The organism is Alsobacter sp. SYSU BS001988, from assembly GCF_054796215.1.
On the sequence record NZ_JBTAMK010000003.1, the window covers coordinates 288,013 to 308,974 of the forward strand.

At 69.3% G+C, this 20,962-nt stretch carries 19 protein-coding genes; 11 read left to right on the forward strand and 8 right to left on the reverse strand.

Annotation, left to right across the window (positions count from 1 at the left end; genetic code table 11):
* Window positions 1-309 precede the first annotated feature (309 nt).
* The 10 genes from mog (at window position 310) to ACYVO7_RS08440 (ending at window position 11,305) form a co-directional block, all read left to right on the forward strand.
* Window positions 310-858 carry a molybdopterin adenylyltransferase gene (gene mog, locus ACYVO7_RS08395; protein ID WP_460449370.1) on the forward strand — a complete coding sequence of 183 codons (549 nt, stop codon included), beginning with the start codon at window positions 310-312 and terminating at the stop codon, window positions 856-858.
* 258 nt (window positions 859-1,116) lie between these two features.
* Window positions 1,117-2,691, forward strand: a complete 1,575-nt coding sequence (locus ACYVO7_RS08400; RefSeq protein WP_460449371.1) for a DEAD/DEAH box helicase — start codon at window positions 1,117-1,119, stop codon at window positions 2,689-2,691.
* A gap of 322 nt (window positions 2,692-3,013) precedes the next feature.
* A complete protein-coding gene (locus tag ACYVO7_RS08405; RefSeq protein WP_460449372.1) occupies window positions 3,014-4,372 on the forward strand; it encodes an ABC transporter substrate-binding protein in 1,359 nt (452 codons plus the stop codon).
* 263 nt (window positions 4,373-4,635) lie between these two features.
* Window positions 4,636-5,577, forward strand: coding sequence for a carbohydrate ABC transporter permease (locus tag ACYVO7_RS08410; protein ID WP_460449373.1), 942 nt, complete (start codon window positions 4,636-4,638; stop codon window positions 5,575-5,577).
* A 235-nt stretch (window positions 5,578-5,812) separates the two neighbouring features.
* Window positions 5,813-6,664 (forward strand): carbohydrate ABC transporter permease, encoded by an 852-nt coding sequence (locus ACYVO7_RS08415; protein WP_460449374.1) that lies wholly within the window; start codon window positions 5,813-5,815, stop codon window positions 6,662-6,664.
* Window positions 6,665-6,761: 97 nt separating this feature from the next.
* Window positions 6,762-7,652, forward strand: a complete 891-nt coding sequence (locus tag ACYVO7_RS08420) for a dihydrodipicolinate synthase family protein (protein ID WP_460449375.1) — start codon at window positions 6,762-6,764, stop codon at window positions 7,650-7,652.
* Window positions 7,653-7,671: 19 nt separating this feature from the next.
* A complete protein-coding gene (locus ACYVO7_RS08425; protein WP_460449376.1) occupies window positions 7,672-8,340 on the forward strand; it encodes a GntR family transcriptional regulator in 669 nt (222 codons plus the stop codon).
* Between the two features lie 57 nt (window positions 8,341-8,397).
* Window positions 8,398-9,396 carry a sialic acid TRAP transporter substrate-binding protein SiaP gene (locus ACYVO7_RS08430; protein WP_460449377.1) on the forward strand — a complete coding sequence of 333 codons (999 nt, stop codon included), beginning with the start codon at window positions 8,398-8,400 and terminating at the stop codon, window positions 9,394-9,396.
* A gap of 92 nt (window positions 9,397-9,488) precedes the next feature.
* The gene (locus tag ACYVO7_RS08435) at window positions 9,489-10,022 is read left to right on the forward strand and encodes a TRAP transporter small permease (protein WP_460449378.1); all 534 of its coding nucleotides are present in this window, start codon (window positions 9,489-9,491) and stop codon (window positions 10,020-10,022) included.
* Entirely contained in the window at window positions 10,019-11,305 is a 1,287-nt protein-coding gene (locus ACYVO7_RS08440; protein WP_460449379.1) for a TRAP transporter large permease, read from the forward strand. The genes ACYVO7_RS08435 and ACYVO7_RS08440 overlap by 4 nt, the downstream gene beginning before the upstream one ends.
* Window positions 11,306-11,314: 9 nt before the next feature.
* On the opposite strand, the gene ACYVO7_RS08445 is transcribed toward ACYVO7_RS08440, so the two are convergent.
* From ACYVO7_RS08445 to ACYVO7_RS08480, 8 genes are all read right to left on the reverse strand, one after another.
* Window positions 11,315-12,325: an ABC transporter ATP-binding protein gene (locus ACYVO7_RS08445; protein WP_460449380.1), complete on the reverse strand. Its 1,011-nt coding sequence runs from the start codon at window positions 12,323-12,325 to the stop codon at window positions 11,315-11,317.
* The gene (locus ACYVO7_RS08450; RefSeq protein ID WP_460449381.1) at window positions 12,322-13,305 is read right to left on the reverse strand and encodes an ABC transporter ATP-binding protein; all 984 of its coding nucleotides are present in this window, start codon (window positions 13,303-13,305) and stop codon (window positions 12,322-12,324) included. The genes ACYVO7_RS08445 and ACYVO7_RS08450 overlap by 4 nt, the downstream gene beginning before the upstream one ends.
* A 163-nt stretch (window positions 13,306-13,468) precedes the next feature.
* Window positions 13,469-14,398 carry an ABC transporter permease gene (locus tag ACYVO7_RS08455; RefSeq protein ID WP_460449382.1) on the reverse strand — a complete coding sequence of 310 codons (930 nt, stop codon included), beginning with the start codon at window positions 14,396-14,398 and terminating at the stop codon, window positions 13,469-13,471.
* Window positions 14,399-14,402: 4 nt separating this feature from the next.
* A complete protein-coding gene (locus tag ACYVO7_RS08460; RefSeq protein ID WP_460449383.1) occupies window positions 14,403-15,380 on the reverse strand; it encodes an ABC transporter permease in 978 nt (325 codons plus the stop codon).
* Window positions 15,381-15,545: 165 nt separating this feature from the next.
* A complete protein-coding gene (locus ACYVO7_RS08465) occupies window positions 15,546-17,162 on the reverse strand; it encodes an ABC transporter substrate-binding protein (protein ID WP_460449384.1) in 1,617 nt (538 codons plus the stop codon).
* A 184-nt stretch (window positions 17,163-17,346) separates the two neighbouring features.
* Entirely contained in the window at window positions 17,347-17,583 is a 237-nt protein-coding gene (locus tag ACYVO7_RS08470; RefSeq protein WP_460449385.1) for an Lrp/AsnC ligand binding domain-containing protein, read from the reverse strand.
* Between the two features lie 72 nt (window positions 17,584-17,655).
* Window positions 17,656-18,483: an alpha/beta hydrolase gene (locus ACYVO7_RS08475; protein WP_460449386.1), complete on the reverse strand. Its 828-nt coding sequence runs from the start codon at window positions 18,481-18,483 to the stop codon at window positions 17,656-17,658.
* A 3-nt stretch (window positions 18,484-18,486) separates the two neighbouring features.
* Window positions 18,487-19,791 (reverse strand): UDP-glucose dehydrogenase family protein, encoded by a 1,305-nt coding sequence (locus ACYVO7_RS08480; RefSeq protein ID WP_460449387.1) that lies wholly within the window; start codon window positions 19,789-19,791, stop codon window positions 18,487-18,489.
* A 161-nt stretch (window positions 19,792-19,952) separates the two neighbouring features.
* Between ACYVO7_RS08480 and ACYVO7_RS08485 the strand changes: the two genes are divergently transcribed.
* Window positions 19,953-20,960, forward strand: coding sequence for an asparaginase (locus tag ACYVO7_RS08485; RefSeq protein ID WP_460449388.1), 1,008 nt, complete (start codon window positions 19,953-19,955; stop codon window positions 20,958-20,960).
* Window positions 20,961-20,962 lie beyond the last annotated feature (2 nt).

Genomic DNA, 20,962 nt, shown 5'->3' on the forward strand with positions numbered 1-20,962 from the left:
CGATAATCAAGGCTGTTGTCAACGATGAAATTCAGGGATTTGCATGAGGGTTATGGCTGCTGCGACAAATGTGTACGGCGGGGAACGTACAGATTATCTGCCGCAGACCTCATTTGACCCATGCGCAGTCCTTGAACTTCCCTTGTTGACCTCTCCTTGTTTATCTCCGGCCCGCTCCTTTGTTATATTGGATGCCCATGCATGACCGAGGTCTGACGCCGTAGGACATGCAGAAACATGTGACAACGCAGATCGGATAAGAAAGTTCCCGTCCGAGTTGCAGATCCAACGGAAAAAGCGAGATTCGCAATGACCCCCAGCACCCAGCCCAACGCCGCTCCGATCGGGGTCCTGACCGTCTCGGACCGCGCCAGCCGAGGCGAATACGAGGACAAGGGCGGCCCGGGCGTGGTCGCGGCGCTGTCGGACATCCTGGCGAGCCCCTGGCGGGCCGTGATGCGCGTGGTCCCGGACGAAAGGCCCGCGATCGAGGCGGCGCTGCGCGAGCTCGCCGATTCGCAAGGCTGCAGCCTCATCCTCACCACGGGCGGGACGGGGCCGGCCCCGCGCGACGTCACGCCTGAGGCCACCGAGGCCGTCTGCGAGAGGCTGCTTCCCGGCTTCGGCGAACTGATGCGCACGGCCAGCCTGCGGGAGGTGCCGACCGCGATCCTGTCCCGGCAGATCGCCGGCACGCGCGGCGCGTCGCTGATCGTCAACCTGCCGGGCAAGCCTTCGGCCATCCGCACCTGCCTCGACGCGGTCTTTCCGGCCATTCCCTACTGCATCGACCTGATCGGCGGCGCCTTCCTGGAGACCGACCCGGCCGTCTGCCGGGCGTTCCGGCCCAAGGCATGATCCCGTCCTTGACTTTTCGCGGTGCAACATGCATATGAGGCAGCGAACGTCGGCTATCGGCGAAACAGGCTGCGTGTACGGATCCCTTGCGATCCGACCTGCCGACCGTCTGGGTTAAGCTTCCTCTCGAAGCCGTAGCCCTGGGCTTTCAACAGACATCCCTGAACACGCGGGGCGTCCTCCGAACGAACGATCACATGCGATCGTCCGGGCGTGAGAGTCCGACTCTCCCACAGATCTCCGTTCCAGGATGACTCCTTGACTCTCTTTTCCGACATGGGCCTCGCCCAGCCGCTCCTCGACGCCCTCAAGGCCGAGGGCTACGAGACCCCCACTCCGATTCAGGCCCAGGCCGTCCCCCAGGTGCTTCAGGGCCACGACCTCCTCGGCATCGCGCAGACCGGCACCGGCAAGACCGCGGCCTTTGCGCTGCCGATCCTGCATCGGCTCGCCGCCAATCCCAAGCAGACGCCCCGCAAGGGCTGCCGCGTGCTCGTCCTCAGCCCGACCCGCGAACTGGCCAGCCAGATCGCCGAGAGCTTCCGCGTCTACGGCAAGTTCACCAAGCTCACCTCCACGGTGGTGTTCGGCGGCGTGCCGGTGAACCGCCAGATCCGCGAGATGGCCAACGGCGTCGACGTTCTCGTCGCCACCCCGGGCCGCCTGCTCGACCTCTGCAACCAGCGCGCCGTCGACCTCTCCAAGATCGAGGTCCTGGTGCTGGACGAGGCCGACCAGATGCTGGACATGGGCTTCATCCATGACATCCGCAAACTGATCGCCATGGTGCCGGCGCAGCGCCAGAGCCTGTTCTTCTCGGCCACGATGCCGCGCGAGATCGCCGACCTCGCCGACCGCCTGCTGAAGAACCCGGTCAAGGTGTCGGTCGCTCCGGTGGCCACCACCGCCGAGCGGGTCGACCAGTCGGTCATGTTCGTCGACACGGCCCACAAGCAGGCGCTGCTGCACCTTCTGCTGACCAACCACCCGGAGATCGATCGGGCGCTCGTCTTCACCCGCACCAAGCATGGCGCGGACAAGGTGGTGCGCAAGCTGATCGCCTCCGGCCACGCGGCGGCCGCCATCCACGGCAACAAGAGCCAGAACCATCGCGAGCGCGCCCTGGGCGAGTTCCGCGCCGGCCGCTCGCGCCTGCTGGTGGCGACCGACATCGCGGCCCGCGGCATCGACATCGACGCGGTCAGCCACGTCATCAATTTCGACCTGCCGAACGTGCCCGAGAGCTACGTGCACCGCATCGGCCGCACGGCCCGCGCCGGCGCCGCCGGGATCGCGATCTCGTTCTGCGACCGCGAGGAGCGCGCCTTCCTGCGCGACATCGAGCGGGTGACCCGCCAGAAGGTGCCGCAGGCGGACCTGCCCGCCGGCCTGGCCGACGCGGCCGCCGAGGAGGCCCGGCGCTCCGCCGCGGCTCCCCGCGAGGAACGTCACCGCGACGAACGCGCCGTCAACCAGCGCAACGGCCGCGGCGGCCCGAACCGCAACGGCCGTCCGGCCGGCCAGCCCGCCCGCAACGGCCGCTCCGGCGGCCAGCCCGGCCGTCCGGCGCAGGACCGCGCCGAGCAGCCGCGGGCCCACGAGCCGCGCGGCGCCCGTCCGGCCCAGGGCCGTGACGAGCAGCGGCATCGTCCCGCCCAGGAACAGCGCGGCGCCGACCAGCGCGGCGGCCAGCGCCACGGCGCCGAGCCGCGGCGCGACGGCCCCGACGGGGCCAGGGCGCTCGAGCTCTGGGGCACGGGCGCGGCTCCCAAGCGCAACCCGCGCCCGCAGGGCGGCCAGCCCCGCCGCGAAGGCCGGCCCAGCAGCCGATAGGCTCGACTGAAACATCGCTCTCCCGCCTGGCGGGAGAGAGCCGAAGGGGTGGCCATGGGCCGCCCCTTTTGCGTTTCAGGGCGCGCAGGCGCGCCCTGGCCGTTGGTCCCGGCGCGCTTTGCGGTGCGTTTCGACTAACATGTCAGTTGACGGGGCGTCTGAACCGGTTAGGGTTGGAGCAGGATGCGGCCGCCTCGCCGCGCAGGCGGGGGCGTTTTCCCGAGATTGTGAGACAACGGCCAGGCCCGGCTCGACCCGGATGGCCGACGACCGATACAACCAGCTACAATCGAGACAAAAAAGATCCTGGGGAGGACCTTCGATGAACAAGCCCACTTTCGGCGACCTGTCGCGTCGCAGCCTGCTGAAGACCACGGCCGCGGCCGCCGCCGTGGGCGTAATCGGCGCCCCCGCCATCGTCTCTCGCGCCAACGCGCAGTCGAAATTCGACTGGAAGCGCTTCAAGGGCGAGAAGATCGACGTCATGATGGTGAAGAACCCCCGGTCCGACCTGCTCCAGGCGGCCGAGAAGGAGTTCACGGCCCTCACCGGCATCGAGGTCTCGTCCGAGCAGATCCCCGAGCAGCAGCAGCGCCAGAAGGCGATGATCGAGTTCACGTCGGGCCGCCCGACCTTCGACGTCGTGCTGCTCGCCCTCCACGTCCAGAAGCGCCTCGCCTACAAGGGCAAGTGGGTGGACGACCTGCGGCCGCTCCTGAACAACCCCGAGATGACCAATCCGGAGTTCGACCTCGCCGATTTCGGTCCGGCGGGCATGAATTTCGCCACCCAGGCCGACGGCGCGATCACCACGATCCCGCACTTCGTCGACTTCTGGATGCTCTACTACAACAAGGAGATGTTCGCCCAGAAGGGGATCGAATATCCCAAGTCCATGGACGAGATCATCACGGCGGCCGCCAAGCTGCATGATCCGTCCAAGGGCGTGGCCGGCTTCGTGTCGCGCGGCCTGAAGAACGCCAACATCCCGGTCTGGACCAGCTGGCTGCTCGGCCAGGGCCTGGAGACCATCGATCCCAAGACCGGCAAGCTCAACACCGACGGCCCCGAGGCGGTCTGGGCGGCGGACTTCTACCGCAAGCTCAACAAGGACTACGCCCCTCCCGGCACGATCGGGTTCAATTGGAACGAGTGCCAGACGACCTTCGCGCAGGGCCGCGCCGCCATGTGGCTCGACGGCATCGGCTTCGCCACCCCGCTCGAGGACCCGACCAAGTCCAAGATCGTCGGCAAGGTCGGCTACGGCGTCACCCCGCCCGGCCCGAAGGCGCATCACTCGGCGATCTTCTGCGACGGCATGGGCATCGCCCAGGCGTCCAAGAAGAAGGGCGCGGCCTGGTACTACATCCAGTGGGCGACCAACAAGGAGAACCAGCTGGCCATGCTGAAGGCCGGCGCGGGCGCTCCCGGCCGCCAGTCGCCGTTCAAGGACCCGGAAGGCGTCAAGTCGAAGACCTTCGCCAAGGATTATTTCGACTGCATGGCGGAGTCGGGCAAGATCGGCCGTCCCGGCCTGCCGCAGATCATCCCGGTGACCGAGTTCCGCGACATCTTCGGCGTGGCGCTCACCAACACCCTGTCGGGCGCCGACTCCCTCACCGAGCTGAAGAAGGCCACGGAGACGTTCAAGCCGGTGCTCGAGAAGTCCGAGCAAGGTTGAGGATGGGGGCGGCCTTCAACGAGGCCGCCGCTTCCGTCAGTGCAAAGAGGGACAAATCGCTCCGCCGTCATCCCCGGCGACCTGCGCAGCAGGCCGGGAAGGGGATCCAGGGGTGAGCGCGGCGGCTCTGGATCCCGTTCCCGGCGCTACGCGCCGCCGGGGATGACGGACAGAACCAAGCTGGGTGGTTCGCTCGGCGAACGCCAGGACGCGGGACGCCGCAACGCCGTCCCGCGCACACGAGACAGCACGAGAGAGCGTTCATGACTGAGTCCTCGGCCCCCGCCGCTCTCCCCCGAACCGTGGCTGCGCCGCGCGCCACGGCGCCGAGCGGAAAGCCGCACGATTTCTCCCGCAAATACTGGGTCTTCGCCGTCCCGGCGGCGGTGATCATCTCGGCCGTGATCGTCTTCCCGTGGCTGTTCACGATGTTCATGTCCGTGCAGGACTGGAAGATCGGCGGCGGGGTCGACTTCGTCGGACTGGAGAACTTCCGCACGCTGGCGAACGACAGCCGCTTCCGCGAGTCGCTGTGGATCACCTTCTACTTCACGGTGCTCGGCGTGGTCCTGCCGGTGTTCCTCGGCACCGCCGCCGCGCTGGTGTTCCACAAGGAATTCCCGATGCGCGGCCTGCTGCGCACCGTCTTCGTGATGCCGATGATGGCGACGCCCGTCGCCGTCTCGCTGGTGTGGAAGATGATGTTCCACCCGCAGCTCGGCGTGCTGAACTACCTCTTGTCGCTGGTCGGCATCGGCCCGTCCGAGTGGGTGTTCAACCCCAACACGGTCATCCCCACGCTGGTGATGGTCGAGGTCTGGCACTGGACCCCGCTCGTCATGCTCATCGTGCTCGGCGGCCTCGCGGGACTGCCCAAGGAGCCCTACGAGTCGGCGGTCATCGACGGCGCGAACGGCTGGCACATGTTCCGCTTCATCACGCTGCCGCTGCTCTGGCCCTTCATCATGATCGCGCTGATCATCCGCACGATCGACGCCCTCAAGGCCTTCGACATCATCTTCGTGATCTCCGAAGGCGGCCCGGGCACGGCCTCCGAGACGCTCAACATCTTCCTCTATCTGCAGGCCTTCCAGTTCTACAAGATCGGCTACGCCTCCGCCGTGGTGGTGATCTTCTTCGGCATCATCGTCGCGCTCAGCCTGCTGCTGCTCTACACGCGGCAAAAGTCGAAGTGGAACGCGTGATGAGCCCAGGTTTGATCCGCTCACCCCAGCCCTCTCTCCGTTCCAAGGCGAGGGGGGCCATAGCGTGCGCCCGCAGCGCCGGTCGAACCCTTCTCCCCGGCACGGGGAGAAGGTGGCGCGCAGCGTCGGATGAGGGGTCGCGCCCGTCATCGGCGCAACCCTCACCCCAGCCCTCTCCCCTGGTGGGGAGAGGGGGCCGGTCGCGGCCTCCTTCGAAGATTTCCGGAGCACGCTCATGAGCGCCGCCGTCGGCTCCAACCGGCTCACGCCGAAGAACATCCTCACCAAGGCCGCCTTCGGGTTCTCGGTCTTCCTGCTGGTGTCGCCGGCCATCCTGGTCTTCCTGTGGATGCTGTCGCTGTCGTTCAAGAACGAGGTCGACAACACCGCCTGGCCGCCGGTGTTCATCCCCAACCCGCCGACGCTCGCCAACTATGTCGAGGTCTTCGCGCGCAACAACTTCCTGCTCTATCTCTGGAACTCGATCCTGGTGACGGGCGGGGCCGTGCTGGTGGGGCTCCTGGTCGGCGTGCCGGCCGGCTACGGCATCGCGCGGTCGAAGTCGGCCAAGTTCGCGATCCTGATCCTGATCGCCCGCATGACGCCGGCGCTGAGCTACCTCATCCCGCTCTTCATGGCCTTCCAGTGGCTCGGCCTCGTGGGCACCATCCCGGCGTTGATGATCACCCATCTCGTCATCACCATCCCGATCATCGTCTGGATCATGATCGGCTATTTCGAGAACATTCCGACCGAGCTGGAGGACGCCGCGCTGGTGGACGGCTGCTCGCCCTGGCAGAGCTTCCGCTACATCGCCTTCCCGCTGGCGAAGCCCGGCCTGGTGGTGGGCGGGATCCTGGCCTTCATCTTCTCGTGGAACAACTTCATCTTCTCGGTGGTGCTGGGCGGCAAGTCGACCCGGACGCTGCCGGCCGCCGTCTACAACGTGCTCACCTTCGAGCAGGTTTCGTGGGGGCCGCTGGCCGCCGCGGCGCTGCTGGTCACGCTGCCGGTCCTGCTGCTCACCGTCATGGCCCAGCGCCAGATCGTCGCCGGCCTCTCCGCCGGAGGCCTGAAGGACGGATGATCGGCCCCGCAAGGCCGCGAGGCCTTCGCGGACGCTTCACCAACATGTCAGTCATCGCCGGCTGAGCGGTCGGCGGTTCGGAACCAGGAGTCCTCTCATGCAGTCATCGCAACCCCGCTTCGGCCTCTCGGTCGCGCTTTCGACGCCGTTCCGCCCTGACGCCAGGGTGGATCTCGGGCGGCTCGCCCGCCATGCCGCCTGGGTGCTGGACAACGGCGCCGGCAGCGTCACGCTCTGCGGCACCACGGGCGAGGGCGCCTCCATCGGGCTGACGCAGCGGGCCGAGATGCTGGGCGCCCTGCAAGGCGTGGGGATCGGAGCCGACAAGATCCTGGTCGGCGTCGCCGCAGCCTCGCTCGACGAAGCCGCCGCCCAGGCCCGCATGGCGCTCGACGCCGGCTGCCGGGGGCTGCTCGTCGCGCCGGCCTTCTACTTCAAGGGGGTGTCGGACGACGGGATCTTCGCCTGGTTCTCGCGCCTGTTCGAGCGCACCCCGGGTGTGCGCGACGTGTTCCTCTACCACATCCCGTCCGTCACCGCGGTCGGCCTCTCGGCCGAACTGATCGGCCGGCTGCGCAAGGCCTTCCCGGCCGTCATCGCGGGCGTCAAGGACAGCTCCGGCGACGCCGCCAACACGGCGCGCCTCCTGGAGCAGCATGGCGACCTCGCGATCCTGGTGGGCGACGAGCGCCAGCTCGCCGGCGCGGTGCGCAACGGCGCGCAGGGCACCATCTGCGGCTGCGCCAACTTCATGCCGGACGTGCTCGCCCCGGTCGCCAATGACGGCCGCGACGACCCGCGCGTGAAGGCTGTCGTGGACCTCGTCTGCCAGTATCCGGTGATGTCGGCCGTGAAGGCGCTGATCGCGCACCGCACCAGCGACCCGGCCTGGCTGGAGGTCTGCCCGCCGCTGGAGCCCCTCACGGCCCAGCAGACGCGCGAACTCACGGCCGGCTTCGACCGCATCGTCGGCGCCAAGGCGGCGTGACGGGTCCGGAGACAGCGTGATGGACCGGGCGCAGGAGGATCGGGAGCCGCTGAAGCTGCGCGAGCGCGCCTATGACGCGTTCACGCAGCACCTGCTGGCGCGCGACATCCGGCCCGGCCAATTCGTCTCGCAGCGCGAGCTGGTGGAGCTCACCAGCCTGCCGCTGGGGGCGATCCGCGAGCTGATCCCGCGGCTGGAGGCCGAGGGCCTGATCCGCACCGTGCCCCAGCGGGGGATGCAGATCGCCCATATCGACCTCACCCTGATCCGCGACGCGTTCCAGTTCCGCCTCTGCCTGGAGAAAGAAGCCGTGTCGCTCTTCGCCCGCACGGCGAGCGAGGCGACGCTCCGCGAACTGCGCGCCACGCATGAGGACATCCTGCGCCGGGCCGCCGACGAGATCACGCCGGCCCTCGTGGCGGAGGCGCAGGCCGTCGACTGGGGCCTGCACGACACCGTCATCGACGCGCTGGGCAACGAGATCATCTCCAACGCCTACCGGGTCAACTCCATCAAGATCCGCCTCATCCGCGAGGAGCGGGTCCGCATCCTGGACAGCCTGCTCGTCTCGGTGATGCATGAGCATCTGCGCATTCTCGACGCCTTCGAGGCGCGCGATCCGGCGGCCGCCGTCGCGGCCGTGGAGGCCCATATCGCGAGTTCGCGGGCGAGAGCCATCGGCATGTAGCCAAGACCCGGGAGCCGCGCCGCCAGAGCCCGGCCCCGCCACACGGGAGGAGAGACCATGACCAGGATCACCAGGCGCGCCTTCACGGCCGCCACGCTCGGGGCCGGCGCCGCCGGCGTGTTCATGCCGGCGATCGGCGCCCGCGCCCAGGCCGTCGTGCTGCGCTGGGGAGACGGCCAGGCTCCCAACCATCCCTCGCCCATGAGCGCCGACCGCGCCGCCAAGGACGTCAAGGAGAAGACCGGCGGACGCGTCGACATCCAGAGCTTCCCGGGCGGACAGCTGGGCGGCTCGCGCGACATGGTCGAATCGGTCTCGAGCGGCGCGCTCACCATGGTGACCGAGGGCGCCGCCCTGCTGGGCCAGTTCGTGCCGCAGCTCTCCATCATCGAGGCGCCCTATCTGTGGCGCGACGCCGACCACCTCTCCAAGGCGCTCAACTCGCCGCTGATGGACGAGCTCAACAAGGTGCTGGTCGAGAAGCGCGGCATGCGCGTGATCGCGCCGACCTATTACGGCAAGCGCCACCTCACGACCGGCTCCAAGCCGGTGAAGACCGCCGACGACATGAAGGGCTTCAAGCTGCGCGTGCCGGAGGTCGACACCTTCAAGGCCATGGCGGAGGCCTGGGGGGCCAAGCCCACCCCGCTCAACTTTAACGAGCTCTACCTGGCGCTGTCGCAGGGCGCGGTGGACGGGCAGGAGAACCCGCTGCCCACCCTGCAGAGCGGCAAGCTCTACGAGGTCCAGAAATACCTCGTCCTGACCGGCCACATCATCACCCCGCGGCTGGTCATCGTGAACGAGGCCGCCTGGCGCAAGCTCAGCGACGCGGACCGCGAGGTGGTCCAGCAGTCGATCAAGGCGGCCTCGGAATGGCAGGACAAGGAGATCCTCGGCCAGGAGGCGAACCTCACCGCCACCTTCCAGAAGGCCGGCATGACGGTGATCGAGCCGGACCTGGAGAGCTTCCGCAAGCCGGTGCTGGCCACCGTGCCGCAGAAGTTCGAGGCCAAGTGGGGCAAGGGCCTGTGGGACCGCATCGCCGCCATGTGAGGCGAAAGCGACCCCTTTCGGCCTCCCCGGCGCGCCGCGCGCCGGGGAGGAGACCAGACCGCGCGCCCTTCGTCCCCGTCCGCAGGCTCCCCATGCTCCAGCGCCTCCCCGGCTTCTTCGACCGCGCCCTCGCGCTCGCCTCCATGGCGGTCGTGGCGCTGCTGCTGGTCTGCGTCCTGCTCGGGGTCTTCACCCGCGCGGCCGGCGAGCCGCTGATCTGGACCGACGAGGTGGCCCGCCTGCTGATGGTGTGGCTCGCCTGCCTGGGCTGGACACTCGCCAGCCGGCGGCGCTCCCACATCCGGGTGCGCTACTTCCTCGACAAGCTGCCGCTGTCCTGGCAGCCCCAGGCCGAGCGCGTCATGCAGGCCGCGATCGTGCTCTTCGGCGTGCTGACGGCCTGGTACGCGGCGGATCTGGTGGAGCGAAACTGGGAGATCGAGGCGACGTCGCTCGCCTTCTCGATCTCGTGGATGTACGTGCCGCTCGTCCTGACCGGCGTCGCCACGGCGGCGCAGGGCGTGGCGGAGGCGCTGCGGCCCGAGCACCGGGCGCCGCCCATGAGGGCCGCGGCCGGCATGGAGGATGTCGCGCCCGTCACGCCGGCCGGCAAGGGTGTGGAATGACCCAGCTCATCGTCATCGTCGCGGCGGTCTGGTTCGCCTCAATCCTGATCGGGATGCCGCTCTTCGCCTCGATGGGGCTGGCGGCCTTCGCCTTCGTGCACTTCGCCGGCCTGTCGGACTCCATCGTCCCGCAGAAAATGGCGCAGGCGATGAACTCCTTTCCGATCGTCGCCGCGCCGCTCTTCATCCTGATGGGCAACATCCTGGGCGCGGCCAAGATCACGGACCGCATCGTCGCCTTCGCCAGCGCGCTCATCGGCTGGCTGCGCGGCGGCTACGCCCACGCGAGCATCCTGGCCAGCATGATCTTCGCCGGCATGGTGGGCTCGGCCGTGGCCGACGCGGCCGGCTCCGGCGCCATCGAGATCCGCTCCATGCGCCGCGCCGGCTACAAGCCCGAGACCGCGGCGGCGATCACGGCGGCGGCCGCCACCATCGGGCCGATCATCCCGCCGAGCCTGCCCATGGTGATCTACGGCGTCACCGCCGACGTCTCCGTCGGCCGGCTCTTCCTGGCGGGCGTGATCCCGGGCGTCCTCATGGGCCTGTCGCTGATGGCCATGGTGGCCGTCGTCGCGCGCCGGCAGGGGTTCGCGCGCCACAAGTTCCAGGGCTTTCGCCGCATCGGCCGCACATTCCTGGACGGATTCTTCGCCCTGATGGCGCCGGTGCTGCTGCTGGGCGGCATGTTCAGCGGCGCCTTCACGCCCACCGAGGCGGCCGCCGTGGCGACGCTCTACGCCCTCATCCTGGGACTCTACGTCTATCGCACGCTGGAATGGAGGCAGATCCCCGAGCTGATGGTCGACGCCGCCGAGACCATGGGCCTCGTGGCCGCGCTCGTGATGGTGGCGGGCGCGCTCGGCTGGTGCATGTCGATCTCGCGCGTTCCGCAGACCCTGTCGCCCTTGATCGTCGCTGCCATCAGCAGCCCGATCGTGTTCCTGCTGGCCTGCAACCTGATCCTGCTCGTCGTCGGCTGCTTCATGGAGGCGCTCGCCGCCATGCTGCTGCTGATCCCGATCATGGTCCCGGCGGCGCACTCCTTCGGGATCGATCCGGTCCAGTTCGGGCTGATCATGATCTTCAACCTGATCCTCGGCACCATCCACCCGCCCATCGGGGTGGTCCTGTTCGTGGTGTCGCGCATCGCGGGGATCAGCTTCGAGGCGATGTCGAAGGCGATCCTGCCCTGGCTCGTGCCGCTGCTCGTGGTTCTCCTCGCCATCACGCTCTGGCCGCCGCTGACGACGGCCCTGCCGAACCTGCTGATGGGCAAATAGGCCCGAGGCTCAGGCCCGCTCCAGCGCGACCTCGTTCAGCCGGCACGCCGACCAGTGCGCCGGACCGACCTCCAGCAAGGGCGGGCGTCCCTCGCGGCAGACCTGCATCGCCCGGGGGCAGCGCGGGTGGAAGTGGCAGCCGGCCGGCGGGTGGAGCGGGGAGGGGATCTCGCCCTTCAGGGCCGTGAAGCGCCGCTTGCGGGCGTCGAGGCGCGGGACCTCGGCCAGCAGCGCCTGCGTGTAGGGGTGGTTGGGGCGGGCGAAGAGCTCGTCCGCCGGCGCCAACTCGACGATGCGGCCGAGATACATCACGGCCACGCGGTCCGCGATGTGCTCGACCACGCCGAGGTCGTGCGAGACGAACAGGTAGGTGAGATCAAGGTCCCGCCGCAAGTCCATGAAGAGATTCAGCACCTGAGCCTGGATCGACACGTCGAGGGCGGCGACCGCCTCGTCGCAGACCAGCACCTTGGGCTGCACGGCCAGCGCCCGCGCGATGCCGATGCGGGCGCGCTGGCCGCCGGAGAACTGGTGCGGGTAGCGCCCCATCACGGTCGGGTCCAACCCGACGCGGGTGAGCGTCTCGGCCACATAGTCCCGCCGTTTGGCGGCGCTCACGAGCCCGTGCACCATCGGGGCCTCGCCCACGATCTCCTCGACGCGCATGCGCGGATTGAGCGAGGCCATCGGGTCCTGGAAGATCATCTGGATGGCGAGGTCCGCCTCGCGCCGCTTCGGTCCGTCCAGCTTAGCCACGTCCTGGCCCCGGTAGCGGATGACGCCCTCGGTGGGGTCCATGACGCCCGCCGCCATGCGGCCGAGCGTGGACTTGCCGCAGCCGGACTCGCCCACGAGCCCCAGCACCTCGCCGGGGCGGATGTCGAGGCTGACGTCGTCGACCGCCCGCACCACCTGGTCGCGCAGGCCCGCCCCCAGCAGGTTGGCGAATTTGCCGGCGAGATCGACCCGCTTCACGAAGCGCTTCGACACGCCCTCGATGCTGACGATGGGCTCGATCATGCGGCGACCCCCTCGGCCGCCAGCGGATGGATGCAGCGGAAGGCGCGCTCGCCCGGCTCGGAGAAGAGCGGCGGGGCCTCCACCCGGCAGGCCGCGTCGGCGCGGGGGCAGCGCGGCGCGAAGGCGCAGCCCGGCGGCAGGTTGGCCAGCGAGGGCGTCATGCCGGGGATCTGCGCCAGCGGCGACCCGCGCCGGTTGCGGCTCGGGACCGAGCCGATGAGCCCGGCCGTGTAGGGATGGCGCGGCGCGTCCAGCACCGGGTCGACCGGCCCGACCTCGACGATGCGGCCCGCATACATCACCGCGACCCGGTCGGCGAGGCCGGCCACCACGGCGAGGTCATGCGTGATCCACACCAGCGCGGTCCCGGTCTCGGCGCAGAGCTGCTGCACCTCGGCGAGGATCTGCGCCTGAATGGTGACGTCGAGCGCGGTGGTCGGCTCGTCGGCGACCAGCAGGGACGGCCCGTGCAGCAGCGCGATCGCGATGGCGACGCGCTGGCGCATGCCGCCCGAGAACTGGTGCGGGTAGCTGGTCAGCCGCTCCTCCGGCGAGGGGATGCCGACGCGGGCGAGCGCCTTGGCGGCCCGGTCGCGCGCGGCCTTCTCCGACACGGGCTCATGCGCCCGGATGGCCTCGATCATCTGGGTGTCGACGCGCAGCACCGGGTTGAGGGTGGTCATCGGATCCTGGAAGATCATCGCGATCCGCCGGCCGCGCAGCCGGCGCAGCTCACGCTCGGCCAGCCCGACGAGTTCTCGCCCCTCGAACTGGATCGAGCCCGCCGTGATCCGCCCCGGCGCGTCGATAAGGCCCATGACGGCGAGGCCGGTGACCGACTTGCCGGAGCCGGATTCGCCCACCAGCCCCAGAACCTCGCCCCGGTTCACCGTGAGGCTGACGCCGTCCACGGCCTTCACCACCCCCTCGCGCGTGCCGAACGAGACGGCGAGGTCGCTGACCTGAAGGACGGGTGTCATCGGCGCACTCCCTTCGCCCCGGCACGGGGAGAAGAGCCTGCCCTCGGGCCGAGACCCGAGGGTGGCGCGGAGCGCCGGATGAGGGGTCTTGCGACGGCTCCGAGAGCCCTCACCCCAGCCCTCTCCCCTGTGGGGGAGAGGGGGCCTATTGAGCCTCGCTCCATCATCGGCTCAGCCTCGGATTCAGCACGTCGCGCAGGCGGTCGCCGACGAGGTTGATGGCCACGATGGCGACGACGAGCGCTACCCCCGGATAGGTCGAGATCCAGTACTTGCCGGAGAGCAGGTAGTCGTAGCCGTTCTTGATCAGCAGCCCGAGCGAGGGCTCCGTCACCGGCACGCCGACGCCCAGGAAGGAGAGGGTCGCCTCCAGCGCGATGGCGTGGGCCACCTGCACGGTGGCGACCACGATGAGGGGCGGGAGGCAGTTCGGCAGCAGGTGCCGGAAGACGATGCGGCTGCGCGGCAGCGCCAGGCACCGCGCCGCCTCGATATAGTCGCGCCCGCGCTCCACCAGCGCCGAGCCGCGGACCGTGCGCGCGTAATAGGCCCACTGCACGATGACAAGCGCGATGATCACCTTGTCGATGCCGCGCCCCCAGACCGCCAGCAAAACCAGCGCGATCAGGATGGCGGGGAAGGACAGCTGCAGGTCCACGACCCGCATCACGAGGTTCTCGACCCGGCCGCCCGCATAGGCGGCCGCGACGCCGATCGAGGCGCCGATGGTGCAGGCGAACAGCGTGGAGACGACCCCGACGAAGAGCGAGATGCGCAGGCCGTAGAGAATCGCCGACAGCATGTCTCGGCCCTGCTCGTCCGTGCCCAGCCGGTAGACGAAGCCGGCGGCCGCCTGGGAGCCGGGCGCGAGCGTCCCGTCCATGATGTCGAGCTGGGCGAGGTCGTAGGGATTCTGCGGCGCGAGCCAGGGCGCCGCCAGGGCGAGGGCGAGCAGCAGCGCCAGGAGGCCGACGCCCACGAAGGCGAGCGGCGTGTCGAAATAGGCCGCGGCGCGGCGCCTCGCCAGGCTTTCGCCGCGCTCGATGCGCTCGGGTGGGATGGCCGCCGCGGGCGGGCCCAGCACGTCCGTCATCGCGTCAGGACCCCTGCTCGGAGAGGCGCACCCGGGGATCGAGCGCGGCGTAGATGAGGTCGACGATGAAGTTGATGACGACGAACACCACCACCACCATCATCAGATAGGCGACGATGATGGGCCGGTCGAGCCGGCCGATGCTGTCGATCAGCAGCTTGCCCATGCCCGGATAGGCGAAGACGGTCTCGGTCACCACCGCGAAGGCGATCATGGAGCCGAACTCCAGCCCCAGCACCGTGGTGATCGGGATCATGATGTTCTTCAGGATGTGCACCATCACGATGCGCGCCGGCGACAGGCCCTTGGCGCGGGCGAAGCGCACATAGTCCTGCAGCATGGCCTCGCGGGTCCCGGCCCGGGCCAGGCGGATGACCAGCGCCGCCTTGTAGAGCGCCAGCGTGACGGCGGGCAGGATGAGGTGCTTCAGCCCGTCCAGGGTCAGGAAGCTGACAGGCACGCCGAACAGGTTCACCGTCTCGCCGCGCCCGCCGGAGGGCAGCCAGCGCAGCTGCACGGCGAAGAGCAGGATCAGCATCAGGCCGATCCAGAAATTCGGCAGCGAGAAGCCCAGGATCGAGCCCGTCATGACGCTGCGGCCGATCCAGGACTGCGGCCGCAGGCCGGCCAGCATGCCCAGCGGAATGCCGAACAGGATGGAGACGACGAGCGCCGCCAAGGCGAGCTCCATGGTGGCGGGCATGCGCTGCGCGATCAGCTTCAGCGCCGGTTCGTTGAACACGAAGGAGCGGCCGAGGTCGCCATGCAGCGCGTTCCAGACGAAGAGGCCGAACTGCTCGTAGAGCGGCTTGTCGAGCCCGAGCCGCGCCGCGATCTCGGCCATCTCCTTGGCGTCGGAATTGGGGTTGGCGAGCACGTCGACCGGGTTGCCCACCATGTAGATGGACACGAACACGATGGCGCCCATCACGGCCACCACGAGCGCCGCCTGTCCGAGCCTCCGGATGAAGTAGACGAGCATTCAAAGGCTCCGTTGAAAGGGGGGCCGCCCCTCATCCGGCGCTTCGCGCCACCTTCTCCCCGTTCCGGGGCGAAGGGAACTCCCGCGCCGCAGCCGCGACCTGCCCCCTCTCCCCGGAAACGGGGAGAGGGTTGGGGTGAGGGGCGTTGCAGCCCAACGCCCGCCTCACTTGGCCGGCTTCACCTCATAGGCCAGCGTGTACTGGTCCACGCGCGGCTCGTAGCCGATGGTCTTGCGGAAGGCCCAGGGCGTCAGCTCGAAATGCAGGGGGATCAGGGCGACGTCCTCCATGGCGAGCTTGGAGGCCTCCTGCAGCAGCTTCTCGCGCGCCTTGTCGTCGATCGTGGTGAGCGCCTTCTTGACGAGGTCGTCCACGGCCGGGTTGGAGTAGCGTCCGCGATTGGTGTTGCCGAAGCCCGGCGCGGCGTCCTGCGTGGTGATCAACGCGACCAGCGAGTTCGACATCTCGCCTGTGTCGGCGCCCCATCCGGCCAGATAGGCCGAGAACTCGTATTTGTTGCGGCGGGTGAAGAAGGTCGAGGCCGTCATGGAATCGACGCCCGTCTTCACCCCGATGCGGGTGAACATCTGGGCGACCGCCTGGGCCACCTTCTCGTCGTTGATGTAGCGGTCGTTGGGCGAGCCCAGCGTCAGCTCGAACCCGTTCGGATAGCCGGCTTCGGCCAGGAGCTTCTTGGCGCCTTCGGGATCGTATTTCTCGGGCTTGCGATCCTCCGACGTGCCGAAAAGCGGCACGGGCAGCAGCTCGCCGGCGGATTTGGCGACCCCGCCCATGATGCGGTCCACGATGGCGTCGCGGTTGACCGCCTTGGAGAGCGCCAGCCTGACCCGCTTGTCGAGCAGCGGGTTCTTGCCGTCCGTCCCCTTGATCCCGGGCGTCTTCCAGTCCGCTCCCTTGAACTGGTCGAGATGGACATAGATGATCCGGTTCGACAGGCCCTGCACGATGGCCAGGCCGGACTTCCTGATCAGGTCGAAATCCTGGATCGGCGGGTTCTCGATCATGTCGACGTCGCCCGACACCAGCGCGGCGACGCGCGGTCCGGCGGAGGTGATCGGCCGGAAGACGACCGTCTTCCAGTGCGGCTTCGCCCCCCAGTAGCCGTCGTTGCGCTCCAGCGTCAGGCGCGTGCCGCGGGTGTATTCGGCGAGCTTGTAGGGGCCCGTGCCGATCGCCTTGGCGGGGTCGTTGAAGTCGACCGACTTCGGCGGCGTCCCCAGGCCCTGGCAGCCGCCCTTCTTGAACGCCAGGTCGGATCCGGCGCCGATCACGGCGGCCGAGATCACCCCGAAGACGCTCATGTCCAGCGGCATCAGCGGGTAGGGGCCCTTGGTCTTGACCACGAGCGTCAGCGGGTCCGGGGCCTCCATGGCCTCGATGCCCTTGGTGGCGATGGTGAAGTTGGACGGCGAGTTCTCGACCGTCGGGATGCGGCAGACCGAGTAGATGACGTCGCGCGCCGTGAAGTCGGCCCCGTTCGAGAACTTGACGCCGGGGCGCAGCTTGAACTCCCAGGTCTGGTCGTCCACCGCGCGCCAGGACGAGGCCAGTCCCGGATAGGGCTTCTGGGTCGCGTCCATGAAGACCAGCGATTCGAAGATGTGCCGGCGCAGCGCGTTGTTCTGCCCCACATTGTGGAAATGCGGATCGACCGAAGTGGCCTCTGAGGCCACGCCGATCTTCAACTCCTGCGCGAGGGCCGGGGCGGCGGCGAACACGGCGACGATCGCCGCGACGGGCGCGGTACGCGAAAAGGCCATCTGACTGCTCCTCCCGCCGCCTTCTCCGCGTCGATCGAGCGGGTGCGGCATCCTGCGGGGCAGCATAAGGAGAGATACGGACCACGCAAGCGCGGCACGATGGGCGGGAGAGGCGTTCCGCCGTCTACGCGAAGGAAGCTGTGGAGGGCGCCCGGGCCGGCGCGTCTTCGCGGGGAGCGTGCGTTCAGAACGCCTTGAAGGTGATGATCGTGTGCGTGTCCAGGATGTCGGGGATCGGGTGCACCTTCTCGCCGATGAAGTGGCCGATATCGACATCGTCGTCGACGTGGAACTTGGCCAGGATGTCGAAATCGCCGGCCGTCGAGTAGATCTCCGACGCGATCTCGGCGTCGGCGAGGCGGCTCGCCACGTCGTAGGTCTTGCCCAGCTTGCACTTGATCTCGACGAAGAAGGTCTGCATCGCGCCGCCCTGAATCCCCTGTGTGGCCGGACCATACCGCCCCGGCCGCGGCGCGTCACGCGGGCAAAGGCCTCACGGCTTTCCGGCCGCCTCGGCCAGGCTCGCCAGCCGCCGCGTCATCGCGCTCTGCGGGTCGGCCAGCGGCGCCACCACGGTGAAATGGTTGGCGTCCTCGAGCGCCTCGAAGCGGGTGCGCACGCCGGCGCCGCCCCAGACCTGCGTGACGGCGCGGCTCTGGCGCAGATATTCGGCGCTCTCCGCCCCGCCCACGACGGCGTCGAACACGCGCCCGCGCGGCGCCGGCCAGGCCAGCGGCGACAGGCGCCGGGCTTCCGCGGCGTCGAGCTTCAGCGCCGTGTTGACGCTGGTCCCGACGAGCGGCTCGAGCTCGTAGAGCCCCGAGATCCCGTAGCCCGACGGGACGAGGCCGGCCGGCAGCCCGGCCGCCACGCTCGGCCAGGAGGTCGCCAGCATGCAGGCGGCCAGATGGCCGCCGGCCGAGTGGCCCGCCACGGTCATCGGCCGCTCGAACCGCCGCCAGAGATACGCGCAGGCGGCGCGGATCTGGTCGACGATGTCGGCCACGGCGACGGACGGGCACAGGTCGTAGCTCGGCATCGCCACGGTGACGCCGCGCGAGACGAGGCCGCGGGCCAGGTGGCTGAAGGAGGAGCGGTCGAGCCCCTGCCAGTAGCCGCCATGGACGAACACCGCCAGCGGCCCGGCGCCGTCCCCGAAGAGGTCGAGCTTCATGCGCTCGGAGGGGCCGTACGGGACGCCGAACTCGCCGCCGGCCGCGTCGCGGTAGGCGGCCGCGTCCGCGGCCCAGCCCGCGATCAGGGCCGGGTGCTCGGGAACGCGCGCGCGGTTGTTGTATTCGGCTTCGTAGTCGACGGTCATGGGTCAGGAGCGCCCCACGCCCACATAGGTGAAGCCGCGCTTCTTCATGTCGTCGGGGCGGTAGACGTTGCGCAGGTCGACCACGACCGGCTCCTTGAGGAGCCGCTTCACGCGGCCGAGGTCGAGCGCCCGGAAGGCGTCCCACTCGGTCACCAGCACGAGCGCGTCGGCCCCTTCCACGCAGTCATAGGAATTGGGCGCGTAGCTCACATCCGTGAGCATCTTCTTGGCCGCCTCCATGCCCTCAGGGTCGTAGGCGCGGATCTTGGCGCCCTGGTCCTGCAGGGCGGTGATCAGCGCCAGGGACGGCGCGTCGCGCATGTCGTCGGTGTTGGGCTTGAAGGTGAGCCCCAGCACCGCGATCGTCTTGCCGCGCACCGAGCCGCCGCAGGCCGCCAGGACCTTGCGGGCCATGCCGCGCTTGCGCGTGTCGTTGACGGCCGCGACCGTCTCGACGATGCGCAGCGGCACGCCGCAGTCCTGGGCGGTCTTGGCCAGCGCGGTGGTGTCCTTGGGGAAGCACGAGCCGCCGTAGCCGGGGCCGGCGTGCAGGAATTTCGGGCCGATGCGGTTGTCGGAGCCGATGCCGCGCGCGACCTCCTGCACGTCGGCGCCCACCGCCTCGCAGAGATCCGCGATCTCGTTGATGAAGGTGATCTTCACCGCCAGGAAGGCGTTGGCGGCGTATTTGATCAGCTCGGAGGTGCGCCGCCCGGTGAACATCAGCGGCGGCGTGTTGAGCGACAGCGGCCGGTAGAGTTCGCTCATGACCTCGCGGGCGCGGGGGTCCTCGGCGCCGACCACGATCCGGTCCGGGCGCTTGAAGTCGCTGATCGCCGCGCCCTCGCGCAGGAATTCGGGGTTCGACACCACGGCGTATTGCCCGTCCGGCCGGGCCTCGCGCAGGATGCGCTCCACCTCGTCGCCCGTTCCGACCGGCACGGTGGACTTGGTGACCACCACCAGCGGGCCGGCGCTGAGCTCGGCGATCTCGCGGGCGGCGGCGTACACATAGGAGAGGTCGGCGTGGCCGTCGCCGCGCCGCGAGGGCGTGCCCACCGCGATGAACACGGCGTCGGCGCCGTCCAGCCCCTCGGCCAAGTCCGTCGTGAAGGAGAGACGCTGCTCGGCGACGTTGTTGGCGACGAGGTCTTCCAGCCCCGGCTCGTAGATCGGCATCACGCCGGCCTTGAGGGCCTCGATCTTGGAGGCGTCCTTGTCGACGCAAGTCACCACGTGACCGAAATCGGCGAAGCAGGCTCCTGACACCAGGCCCACATAGCCCGACCCGATCATTGCGATGCGCATTGTGAGTTCCTTGTCTCAGCCTCCCAGGACTAATCGCGTTTCCCGATGCTCGCAAGGCGAGAGCCGAAGCGCAGCGGTTGGGTTCGCCGGACGGCCGAACCGCCGGGGTTGGCAAGGCGGGCCGGTTGCGCCACTCTCCGCCCCCTTTCCCGGAGAAGCTGATGAACAACCCCGTCCTGGTCGAAATTCTCCGTGGCGCGGTGGTCGAATCGCGCCATCGCGGCGCGGCCGTCGTGATGGACGCCGAGGGGAGGACGGTGCTGGCCTTCGGCGACGTCGCCCGGCCCGTGTTCCCGCGCTCGGCCGTGAAGGCGTTCCAGGCCCTGCCGCTGATCGAGAGCGGCGCCGCGGACCGCTACGGACTGACGGAGGCCGAGATCGCGCTGGCGGTGTCGTCGCATTCCGGCCAGCCGGGCCACGCCGACACTGCGGCGGGCGTCCTCGCCAAGGCGGGCCGCGACGAGGGCTGCCTGGAATGCGGCTGGCACTGGCCGCTCAACGAGGAGGCCGGGCGGGACCTGGCGCGCGCCGGCCGGACGCCGTCGGCCCTCCACAACAACTGCTCCGGCAAGCATGCCGGCTTCGTCTGCCTCGCCTGCCATCTGGGCGAGGATCCCGCCGGCTATGTCCGCCCGGACCATCGGGTGCAGCGCGAGGTGAAGGCCGCCATGGAGGAGATCACCGGCGTCGCCCATGACGAGGAGGCGGCGGGCGTCGACGGCTGCTCCATCCCCACCTACGCCATCCCGCTGACCGCGATGGCGACCGGCTTCGCCCGGCTGGCGACCGGCGTCGGCCTCTCGGCGGACCGCGCCGCCGCCGCCGCCCGCATCCGCGCCGCCGCGGCGGCCCATCCGTGGAACGTCGCCGGCGAGGGACGCTTCGACACGGTGCTGATGACGGCCTTCGGCCGGCGCATCTTCTCCAAGACCGGCGCCGAGGGCGTCTATTGCGCGGCCTTGCCGGACGAGGGCCTGGGCGTCGCCCTGAAGGCCGACGATGGCGGGACGCGCGCGTCGGAGACCATGCTGGCCGGCATCCTGGCCCGGGTCATGACGCTCAGCGACGAGGAGCGGACGCGCCTCGAGCCGCATACGCACCGCGTGCTGAAGAACTGGCGCGGGATCGAGGTCGGGACGGTGCGGGCCGCCGGCGCGCTCGCCGGCTGAGG

What these genes read in the sequence shown, in the direction of transcription:
- ACYVO7_RS08430 (WP_460449377.1), top strand. Translation starts at nt 8,398, where the DNA reads ATGACCAGGATCACCAGGCGCGCCTTCACGGCCGCCACGCTCGGGGCC.
- ACYVO7_RS08445 (WP_460449380.1), bottom strand. Translation starts at nt 12,325, where the DNA reads ATGATCGAGCCCATCGTCAGCATCGAGGGCGTGTCGAAGCGCTTCGTG.
- ACYVO7_RS08440 (WP_460449379.1), top strand. Translation starts at nt 10,019, where the DNA reads ATGACCCAGCTCATCGTCATCGTCGCGGCGGTCTGGTTCGCCTCAATC.
- ACYVO7_RS08425 (WP_460449376.1), top strand. Translation starts at nt 7,672, where the DNA reads ATGGACCGGGCGCAGGAGGATCGGGAGCCGCTGAAGCTGCGCGAGCGC.
- ACYVO7_RS08415 (WP_460449374.1), top strand. Translation starts at nt 5,813, where the DNA reads ATGAGCGCCGCCGTCGGCTCCAACCGGCTCACGCCGAAGAACATCCTC.
- ACYVO7_RS08465 (WP_460449384.1), bottom strand. Translation starts at nt 17,162, where the DNA reads ATGGCCTTTTCGCGTACCGCGCCCGTCGCGGCGATCGTCGCCGTGTTC.
- ACYVO7_RS08475 (WP_460449386.1), bottom strand. Translation starts at nt 18,483, where the DNA reads ATGACCGTCGACTACGAAGCCGAATACAACAACCGCGCGCGCGTTCCC.
- ACYVO7_RS08410 (WP_460449373.1), top strand. Translation starts at nt 4,636, where the DNA reads ATGACTGAGTCCTCGGCCCCCGCCGCTCTCCCCCGAACCGTGGCTGCG.
- mog (WP_460449370.1), top strand. Translation starts at nt 310, where the DNA reads ATGACCCCCAGCACCCAGCCCAACGCCGCTCCGATCGGGGTCCTGACC.
- ACYVO7_RS08480 (WP_460449387.1), bottom strand. Translation starts at nt 19,791, where the DNA reads ATGCGCATCGCAATGATCGGGTCGGGCTATGTGGGCCTGGTGTCAGGA.
- ACYVO7_RS08470 (WP_460449385.1), bottom strand. Translation starts at nt 17,583, where the DNA reads ATGCAGACCTTCTTCGTCGAGATCAAGTGCAAGCTGGGCAAGACCTAC.
- ACYVO7_RS08435 (WP_460449378.1), top strand. Translation starts at nt 9,489, where the DNA reads ATGCTCCAGCGCCTCCCCGGCTTCTTCGACCGCGCCCTCGCGCTCGCC.
- ACYVO7_RS08405 (WP_460449372.1), top strand. Translation starts at nt 3,014, where the DNA reads ATGAACAAGCCCACTTTCGGCGACCTGTCGCGTCGCAGCCTGCTGAAG.
- ACYVO7_RS08455 (WP_460449382.1), bottom strand. Translation starts at nt 14,398, where the DNA reads ATGACGGACGTGCTGGGCCCGCCCGCGGCGGCCATCCCACCCGAGCGC.
- ACYVO7_RS08460 (WP_460449383.1), bottom strand. Translation starts at nt 15,380, where the DNA reads ATGCTCGTCTACTTCATCCGGAGGCTCGGACAGGCGGCGCTCGTGGTG.
- ACYVO7_RS08420 (WP_460449375.1), top strand. Translation starts at nt 6,762, where the DNA reads ATGCAGTCATCGCAACCCCGCTTCGGCCTCTCGGTCGCGCTTTCGACG.
- ACYVO7_RS08450 (WP_460449381.1), bottom strand. Translation starts at nt 13,305, where the DNA reads ATGACACCCGTCCTTCAGGTCAGCGACCTCGCCGTCTCGTTCGGCACG.
- ACYVO7_RS08485 (WP_460449388.1), top strand. Translation starts at nt 19,953, where the DNA reads ATGAACAACCCCGTCCTGGTCGAAATTCTCCGTGGCGCGGTGGTCGAA.